This window comes from Rheinheimera sp., from assembly GCF_036568245.1.
Classification (GTDB): Bacteria; Pseudomonadota; Gammaproteobacteria; order Enterobacterales; family Alteromonadaceae; genus Alishewanella.
The window spans coordinates 1-8,670 of record NZ_DATCSY010000272.1 but is presented as its reverse complement, the minus strand read 5'-3'; the positions used below and the strand labels follow the sequence as shown (position 1 = coordinate 8,670).

General features: G+C 51.3%; 8 protein-coding genes. 3 read left to right on the top strand and 5 right to left on the bottom strand.

The genetic code is table 11. The features are described 5' to 3' along the window. The 5 genes from VIN66_RS12375 to VIN66_RS12355 all read right to left on the bottom strand — a co-directional run. A partial coding sequence (locus tag VIN66_RS12375) for an enoyl-CoA hydratase/isomerase family protein (RefSeq protein WP_331924264.1) occupies window positions 1–171 on the bottom strand: 171 nt, incomplete at its 3' end. Continuing rightward, entirely contained in the window at window positions 171–944 is a 774-nt protein-coding gene (locus VIN66_RS12370) for an enoyl-CoA hydratase (RefSeq protein WP_331924263.1), read from the bottom strand. The genes VIN66_RS12375 and VIN66_RS12370, both read right to left, overlap by 1 nt. Window positions 945–1,120: 176 nt before the next feature. After that, window positions 1,121–2,278 (bottom strand): acyl-CoA dehydrogenase family protein, encoded by a 1,158-nt coding sequence (locus VIN66_RS12365; RefSeq protein ID WP_331924262.1) that lies wholly within the window; start codon window positions 2,276–2,278, stop codon window positions 1,121–1,123. Window positions 2,279–2,562: 284 nt separating this feature from the next. After that, window positions 2,563–4,059 (bottom strand): CoA-acylating methylmalonate-semialdehyde dehydrogenase, encoded by a 1,497-nt coding sequence (locus VIN66_RS12360; protein ID WP_331924261.1) that lies wholly within the window; start codon window positions 4,057–4,059, stop codon window positions 2,563–2,565. 319 nt (window positions 4,060–4,378) lie between these two features. Then, entirely contained in the window at window positions 4,379–5,560 is a 1,182-nt protein-coding gene (locus tag VIN66_RS12355) for an acetyl-CoA C-acyltransferase (RefSeq protein WP_331924260.1), read from the bottom strand. Between the two features lie 264 nt (window positions 5,561–5,824). Between VIN66_RS12355 and VIN66_RS12350 the strand changes: the two genes are divergently transcribed. From VIN66_RS12350 to VIN66_RS12340, 3 genes are all read left to right on the top strand, one after another. After that, window positions 5,825–6,229, top strand: a complete 405-nt coding sequence (locus VIN66_RS12350; protein WP_331924259.1) for a MerR family DNA-binding transcriptional regulator — start codon at window positions 5,825–5,827, stop codon at window positions 6,227–6,229. Window positions 6,230–6,259: 30 nt separating this feature from the next. Continuing rightward, window positions 6,260–7,429: an isovaleryl-CoA dehydrogenase gene (locus VIN66_RS12345; RefSeq protein ID WP_331924258.1), complete on the top strand. Its 1,170-nt coding sequence runs from the start codon at window positions 6,260–6,262 to the stop codon at window positions 7,427–7,429. A 361-nt stretch (window positions 7,430–7,790) separates the two neighbouring features. After that, window positions 7,791–8,670: carboxyl transferase domain-containing protein (locus VIN66_RS12340; RefSeq protein ID WP_349257537.1), on the top strand; the 880-nt coding region annotated here is incomplete at its 3' end.

The following is an 8,670-nucleotide window of genomic DNA, read 5'->3' as shown; positions in this document are numbered from 1 at the left end:
GCTGATTGACGGGTCCGCCTGCCAGCTTTGCAGTTTTGGCAGTAATGATTCCACCATAGGTAAGCTCAGTGCATTTAGTGATTTTTCTGAATTCAGCGTAGCAACACCGATTTTTTTACCGTTCTGTGCTGTCAGCTCCTGATACAGCACGACTTCATTAACCGCGCTCATTAGCCGTTCACCCAGTTCGCTTTGCGTTTCTCTAAAAACGCCTGCACACCTTCGACCTGATCTTTGGTATCGAACAAACCAACAAACAGCTCGCGCTCCAGTGGCAATGCACTTTGCATCGTGCCGCTGCGGCCTTTTTGAATCAGTGCTTTACATGCAGTGACGGCTGACGGGCTTTGCTCGGCGACTTTATCGGCCAATGCCAGCGCGCTTTCCAGTGCCATACCCGTTGCGACGACTTCTTCTACCAGGCCAATTTGTTGTGCTTTTTCCGCGCCAATACGCTCACCGCACAGGATCATGCGCTTTGCCCAGCCCTCGCCAACCAACCAGGCCAGGTTTTGCGTGCCACCGGCACAAGGTAATAAACCGACTGTGGCTTCAGGCAGCGCCATCTGCGCTTGCTGCTCAGCGATACGGATATCGCACGCCAGAGCAACTTCTAAACCGCCGCCCATGGCATAGCCGTTAATGGCGGCAATAGACACGCCACGAAATGCACTTAAGGTTTCAAACGCTTCGCCAAAGATACGCGCCATATCACTGGCTACGGCTTTATCGCCGTCGGCAAACAGTTTCAAATCCGCACCGGCTGAGAAGAACTTCTCGCCTTCACCGGTGATGACCAAGGCATAAATATTTTTGTCGGCATCCAGGCTTTTAACCGCATCACGTAGCTGGGTTAAAGTATCTGCCGTCCAGGTATTTGCCGGCGGGTTAGACATGGTGATAAGCGCCGTGTGGCCGCGTTTTTCGAGTTTTAGTTGAGCCATTGTTGTCTCCTTTTATTGCCCGAATAAACTCAGGCAAGAAGGAGGATTAGCCTTGTTCTAAAGCGACCGTTGGAGGCCATGGATGGCCGGAATCGAGCCCCATGGATGGTTTACGGCGTGTCGCTGTGGACAAGGCGGTTCCTCCTGATGATTCAGATCATCGTAACAAAAGTTGATTACAGAATGTCGCCTGCCGCTTCATCCAGTAAACGCCGGCCAATGATCAGCCGCATAATTTCGTTGGTACCTTCCAAAATCTGATGCACGCGTACATCACGGAAATGACGCTCCAGCGGGTATTCTTTGATGTAGCCATAGCCACCGTGTAGCTGCAGCGCCTGATCACAGACCTGGAAGCCAACGTCAGTGGCAAAGCGCTTCGCCATTGCACAATACGCTGTCGCTTCACTGTCTTTTTGGTCCAGCTTAAACGCCGCTAAGCGCACTAACTGACGCGCTGCAACCAGCTCGGTGGCCATATCGGCCAGTTTAAACTGCAGCGCCTGAAACGCGGCCAGTGGCTTACCAAACTGCTGACGCTCCAGCATATAGTTACGTGCCGTGTTAAGCGCCTGCTGTGCAGTACCAATTGAACAGGTTGCGATATTGATACGACCACCGTCTAAGCCTTTCATGGCAAAGCCGAAACCTTCGCCTTCATTGCCTAACAGGTAATGCGCAGGAATACGCACATCTTCAAAAGTGATTAAGCGGGTTGGCTGTGCGTTCCAGCCCATTTTCTCTTCCGCTTTACCGTAAATAACGCCTTTGGCATCGGCCGGTACGATAAACGCCGAAATGCCTTTTGGCCCGGCTTCACCGGTACGCGCCATCACTACCAGCACTTCAGTTGAACCAGCGCCAGAGATAAACATTTTCGCGCCGTTCAATACGTACTCATTGCCATCTTTTTTCGCTGTGGTGCGCAGGCTAGCTGCATCAGAACCTGAGCCTGGCTCGGTTAAGCAATAAGATGCCAGTTTCTGGCCGGTGGCTAAATGCTCCATCCACTGTGCTTTCGCATCGCTGGTGCCCCAGTTGGCAATCATCCAGGTGGCCATATTATGAATGGTCAGCATCGCTGTAGTAGCGGTACAGCCCATCGACAGCTGTTCGAAGATAATGGATGAATCCAGGCGTGATAAGCCCATGCCGCCGTCATCTTCTGGCGTGTACAGTGAGCAGAAACCCAGCTCACCGGCTTTTTGAATGACGTCTTTTGGAAAGTGGTGATCGCGATCCCACTGGGCAGCGTGTGGCGCCAGTTCTTGTTCGGCAAACTGTTTGGCCACATCGACAAAGGCTTGTTGGTCTTCTGTTAAATTGAAATTCATAGTTGGTCCTGCTTTTCCAATCGGCTTGTGAGCTTCCGTACATTTAACACGCTCGCCCGTTCGCCGCTCCCCGGCTCACTCTTGATCGCTCGCTAAGTTAAATCTACTCCGCTCGGCGCCTTGTTAACCGCTTCGAATCTGCATCGCAGAAAGACTGCAGACTTTACTTAGCCGACCGTTGGAGGCCATGGATGGCCGGAATCGAGCCCCATGGATGGTTTATGGCGTGTCGGCGTGTAAAGTGTGCAGGCCTGAGCCTGACTCACATCAGGCTCCGTGTTGCCTTAACGCAAGTTAATCGACATATTCGGGCCAGACACCTGAATATCGTCATCAAACCAGCGGGCTGTTATCGTCTTCGTTTCAGTATAGAAACGCACTGCCTGCTTACCGTAAGCATGCTGGTCGCCGTAGAACGAGCCTTTCCAGCCGGTAAACGAGAAAAATGGCAGAGGTACCGGAATAGGAATATTGATACCTACCTGACCCACTTCCACTTCATGCTGATACTTACGCGCAGCCGCACCGCTGGCAGTAAAAATTGAAGTACCGTTACCGAATGGGCTGTCGTTTACCACTTTCAGCGCTTCATCCATTGACGCAACGTGCATTGTAGACAGTACCGGGCCAAAGATTTCCTGCTTATAAATTTCCATCTCGGTAGTAACGTTGCTAAATACGGTTGGGCCAACCCAGTTACCGTTCGGGTAACCGTCAACTTTACAGTCAGAGCCATCCAGTACGCAGGTCGCGCCTTCTTTTTTACCTTGCTCAATCAGCGATAACACGCGCGCACGCGCCTGCGGGCTGATTTGCGGGCCATACGCCGCGCTCGGATCGGTGTAAACACCCGGGCGTACCTTGCCGATAGCCGCGGCTACTTCCGGGATCCAATCTGCCGCAGCGCCTACGAATACCGCTACTGAAATCGCCATACAGCGCTGACCGGCCGCACCCACTGAGGCACCAACTAAAGCATTGATAACTTGCTGTTTGTTAGCATCCGGCATAATAACCATGTGGTTTTTCGCACCGGCAAAGGCCTGTACGCGTTTTAAGTTGTCAGTACCGGTTTTGTAAATGTACTGGCCAACATTAACTGAACCCACGAATGAAATCGCTTTGATATCCGGGTGGTGCAAAATGGCATCAACCTGCTCTTTCGCACCATGTACAACCTGTAACACGCCTTTTGGTGCACCGGCTTGGACAAATAACTCAGCGATTTTATTTACCGTCATCGGATCTTGCTCAGACGGTTTTAAAATAAAGGTGTTACCACAGGCAATCGCCATCGGGAACATCCACAGCGGGATCATCGCCGGGAAGTTAAACGGCGTAATACCGGCGCACACGCCCAGCGGCTGAATGTAGCTGTAGGTGTCGATGCTGCGGGCAACGTTTTCTACCGTTTCACCCATCATTAATGACGGAATATTAGCGGCCTGCTCTACTACCTCGATACCGCGCCATACGTCACCTTTGGCGTCTTCTACTGTTTTACCCAGCTCTTTACAGATAATGTCTGCGATGTCGGCCTGATGCTCTTTTAATAAGTGCGCAAAACGCATCATCAAACGGGCGCGCTCAGATACTGGCACTTCTTTCCAGGTTTTAAACGCGGCTTTAGCCGATTCGATGGCGCGTTCCATCTCACTTGGCGTGGCACAAGCCACCTGAGCAATCACATCCTGCGTTGCCGGGTTGGTAACGGGGATCAGTTTGTCGCCTGTTGGTGCAACAAACTCGCCGTCGATAAAATGCATAACCTGTTGTGTCATATTGCTTCTCCCGATTGTTTGGGTCTGCTGTCAGCGCATGTATGTATTGTTTTCTATATTCGCTAACGAGCTGTATTATTTGCCGGACTTACCAGCCAAAGCGGAACCGGAACAACTAAGCAGACGATCAAGAGCGAATTTGGGAGAAATTCGCGGGTCTGCGTGTTGTTACGGTGGAAGCGTCGGCTTACACCGTTCTCCGGTTCTCGGCTTCGTTGCTATCGCACATTTAACACGCTCGCCCGTTCGCCGCTCCCCGGCTCACTGTTGATCGCTCGCTAAGTTAAATCTGCTTCGCACGAAGCCTGATTCGTCTTTGTTATAAAACTTCTACGGCCAGTGCTACAGCTTCACCACCACCGATACACAGTGAGGCAACGCCTTTGCTCAGGCCACGATTACGCAGCGCATGAATCAGTGTTACCAAAAGACGCGCACCTGAGGCACCGATAGGATGGCCCAGCGCACAAGCACCACCATTAACGTTTACTTTGGCGCTATCTAAGCCCAGTTCGTTAATCGCCAGCATGGTTACCATGGCAAAGGCTTCGTTAATTTCCCACAGATCTACCTGCTCTTTATCCCAGCCGGCTTTTTGCAGTACCTTTTGCATAGCGCCAACCGGAGCCACCGTAAACAGTGCAGGTTCCATTGAGTTGGTTGCATGCGCCACAACGCGCGTTAATGGCTTAACACCTTGGGCTTTGGCATCGCTTTCACGCATTAGAATAAGGGCAGCGGCACCGTCTGAAATTGAGCTGGAGTTTGCTGCGGTGATAGTACCGTCTTTAGCAAAAGCCGGACGCAGTGTCGGGATTTTGTCTACTTTGGCGTTGCCTGGCTGTTCATCAACGTTAAAGGTTACTTCACCTTTACGTGTCTGGAACGTTACCGGGGTAATTTCACCCTCGAAAGCACCAGAGCTGATAGCTTGCTGCGCACGGGTTAACGATTGCACGGCAAAGGCATCCATTTGCTCACGGGTAATGCCTTTCTCATCAGCAGTGCTCTGAGCGAAACAGCCCATGGCTTTACCATCGTAGGCGTTTTCCAAGCCGTCTAACATCATATGATCTTTAATCTGGCCGTGGCCCATACGGTAACCGCTCCGGGCTTTATCTAAAAGGTAAGGCGCATTACTCATCGACTCCATACCACCAGCAACTACCACATCGGCGCTACCGGCTTTTAGTAAGTCGCTGGCTAACATCACCGCTTTTAAACCGGAACCGCAGACTTTATTAATGGTGGTTGCACCGGCTGTCAGTGGTAAACCAGCCTTTAACGTTGCCTGACGTGCCGGTGCCTGGCCTAAACCTGCTGGCAGCACGTTACCCATGATCACTTCGCTGACCTTGTCGCCGCTTAAACCAGCCTGCTCCAGTGCCGCTTTAATCGCGGTAGCACCCAGTACAGTAGCGTCTACATCAGATAAACCGCCCATAAAGCCGCCCATAGCAGTGCGCTTAGCAGCAACGATGACAATATTGTCGGTAGCCATAAAGTTCTCCAAAAAAGCTGTCGGCTAAAAAGTTGCTCCAGAGCCTACACCAAATTTACGTTTACGCCAACGTCAACCACCTAACACTATGGTAGTGGGCAATGCGTTTGGTTCAGTAAACTGTACAGTCAGACCAGCCCGTATTGGCATTTTTGCTTTACAAACCTTGGAAAAATCTCTTTTCAGCACAGAAAGCCGCCCCCCCTCAGCTTTACCTTTACGTAAACTTCACTTATATTGACTGCGTTTTCGGGGATGGCGTTTATGACAGAAAAAGAAGAAAAAACATACAGTATCAGCGAACTGGCCAAAGAGTTTGATATTACTACCCGTAGTATCCGCTTTTATGAAGATCAGGGGCTGATCACGCCACTGCGTAGCGGGCAAACCCGCATTTACAGCAAGCGCGACCGCATAAGGTTAAAACTGATTTTACGCGGTAAGCGCCTGGGCTTTAGCCTGGCCGAAACCGGTCAGTTATTCGAATTATATGACGCTGATAAAAGCAGCGTGACCCAGTTAAATACCATGCTGAAGTTGATTGAGCAGAAAAAAGCCGAGCTACATCAGCAAATGGACGACATCAAAGTGGTGCTAATGGAGCTGGTAACGGTAGAAAAACGTTGCCGCGATACCTTAGCCGACGCCAAACATCATAAAACCGCTTAAGCGGTAAGACATAGCAAACGGGGATAGACCATGATTAGCAGTTACAAAGGCCTTAACTTCGATTTAGGCGATACAGTGGACATGATCCGCGAGCAGGTAAATGCCTTCGCCCGCGACGAAATTGCCCCTCGCGCCGCTGAAATCGATGAGAAGAACGAATTTCCGAACGAGTTATGGCGCAAATTCGGTGATTTAGGTCTGCTGGGTATCACCGTAGATGAAAAATACGGTGGCTCAGGTTTAGGCTATTTAGAGCACGTTATCGCGATGGAAGAAATCAGCCGTGCTTCTGCTTCTGTTGCACTGTCTTACGGCGCTCACTCTAACCTGTGTGTAAACCAGATTTTCCGCAACGGCACTGAAGAGCAGAAAATGAAGTACCTGCCAAAGCTGTGCTCTGGCGAACACATTGGCGCACTGGCGATGAGCGAGCCAAACGCCGGTTCAGACGTGGTTAGCATGAAACTGCGCGCTGAGAAAAAAGGCGACAAGTACATCTTAAACGGCAACAAAATGTGGATCACCAATGGTCCGGATGCACACACCTATGTGATCTATGCCAAAACTGACGTCAACGCTGGCAGCAAAGGTATTACCGCTTTTATCGTAGAGCGTGGTTTTAAAGGTTTCAGCCAGGCGCAGAAGCTGGACAAGCTGGGCATGCGCGGCTCAAACACTTGTGAGCTGGTATTTGAAGACTGTGAAGTACCCCAAGAAAACGTATTAGGCCAGGTTGGCCGTGGCGTACAGGTACTGATGAGCGGTCTGGACTACGAGCGCGTGGTACTGTCTGCCGGCCCGCTGGGCATTATGCAATCTTGTATGGACGTAGTGCTACCTTATATTCACGACCGTAAACAGTTTGGCCAGTCTATCGGTGAGTTCCAGCTGGTGCAGGGTAAAGTAGCCGACATGTATACCCGTATGAATGCAGCACGCTCTTACGTTTACATGGTGGCTAAAGCCTGTGATCGTGGTGAAACCACGCGTAAAGACGCCGCCGGTGTAATTTTATATGCAGCAGAATTGGCAACGCAAATGGCGCTGGATGCAATCCAGTTATTAGGCGGTAATGGCTACATTAACGAGTACCCTACCGGACGTTTACTGCGTGATGCCAAGCTGTACGAAATCGGTGCCGGCACATCGGAAATCCGCCGTATGCTGATTGGCCGAGAGCTGTTTACTGAATCTAACTAAGCTTTTAGCAAAACTTAGGTGGAAGCGGCTGCTTCCACCGTAACAACACGCAGACCCGCGAATTTCTCCCAAATTCGCTCTTGATCGTCTGCTTAGTTGTTCCGGTTGTGCACCGCCTGATGTTTTGTTTAACCCAATGAAAAGCAGATCCAGGTGAAGTGCGTAGCAGATTTTACTTAGCGAGCGATCAAAAGTGAGGCTGGTGGTCCGACATTTCGGAGAGCCGAACGGGCGAGCGTGTAAAATGTGCGAGAGCAACGTAGCCGGAAATTCTGAGCCAAACCAGAAGGTAACCTACGTGACCAGAATTACCTCAAAAGTAAACCCTCGCTCTGAGGACTTCCAAAAAAACGCTGCTGCCATGCAGGCCGTAGTTGATGATCTGCAAAGCAAAGTACAGCAAATAAAACTCGGTGGCGGTGAAGCGCTTATTGCCCGTCATACCTCACGCGGCAAGCTGTTTGTACGCGATCGTATTCAAAAGCTGCTTGATCCGGGCTCGCCATTTTTAGAAATTGGCCAGTTTGCCGGTTGGGGATGCTACGAAGATTACGTACCCAGCGCCGGCGTGGTAGCCGGTATCGGCCGTGTCAGTGGCGTTGAGTGTATGATTGTTGCCAACGACGCCACGGTTAAAGGCGGCACCTACTACCCACTGACGGTGAAAAAACACTTACGTGCCCAGGAAATAGCCGAGCGCTGCCACCTGCCCTGTATTTACCTGGTCGACTCCGGCGGTGCCAACCTGCCCCGCCAGGATGAAGTATTCCCGGATAAGCTACACTTTGGCCGCATTTTCTTTAACCAGGCCAATATGTCTGCCAAAGGCATTCCGCAAATTGCTGTGGTAATGGGCCTCTGTACCGCCGGTGGTGCTTATGTGCCCGCGATGGCCGATGAAAGCATTATCGTTAAAGAGCAAGGCACTATCTTTTTGGCGGGTCCACCGCTGGTAAAAGCGGCGACGGGTGAAGAAGTCTCTGCCGAGGAGCTGGGCGGCGCGGACGTGCACTGTAAAATCTCCGGTGTGGCTGACCACTACGCGTTAAATGACGAGCATGCGCTGCAACTGGCCCGCAATGCGGTAAGCCGGTTAAACCGCCCTGCCCCGCAACCGATGGATATCAAACCGGCGCAAGAGCCGCTGTATGACGCCAAAGAGCTGTACGGCATTGTCGGCACCGATTTGCGCAAACCGTTTGATGTAAAAGAAGTGATCGCCCGTATTGTCGATGGCTCAG

Coding starts and splice junctions, on each gene's coding strand:
- VIN66_RS12350 (WP_331924259.1), top strand. CDS start 5,825: ATGACAGAAAAAGAAGAAAAAACATACAGTATCAGCGAACTGGCCAAA.
- VIN66_RS12345 (WP_331924258.1), top strand. CDS start 6,260: ATGATTAGCAGTTACAAAGGCCTTAACTTCGATTTAGGCGATACAGTG.
- VIN66_RS12360 (WP_331924261.1), bottom strand. CDS start 4,059: ATGACACAACAGGTTATGCATTTTATCGACGGCGAGTTTGTTGCACCA.
- VIN66_RS12370 (WP_331924263.1), bottom strand. CDS start 944: ATGGCTCAACTAAAACTCGAAAAACGCGGCCACACGGCGCTTATCACC.
- VIN66_RS12355 (WP_331924260.1), bottom strand. CDS start 5,560: ATGGCTACCGACAATATTGTCATCGTTGCTGCTAAGCGCACTGCTATG.
- VIN66_RS12365 (WP_331924262.1), bottom strand. CDS start 2,278: ATGAATTTCAATTTAACAGAAGACCAACAAGCCTTTGTCGATGTGGCC.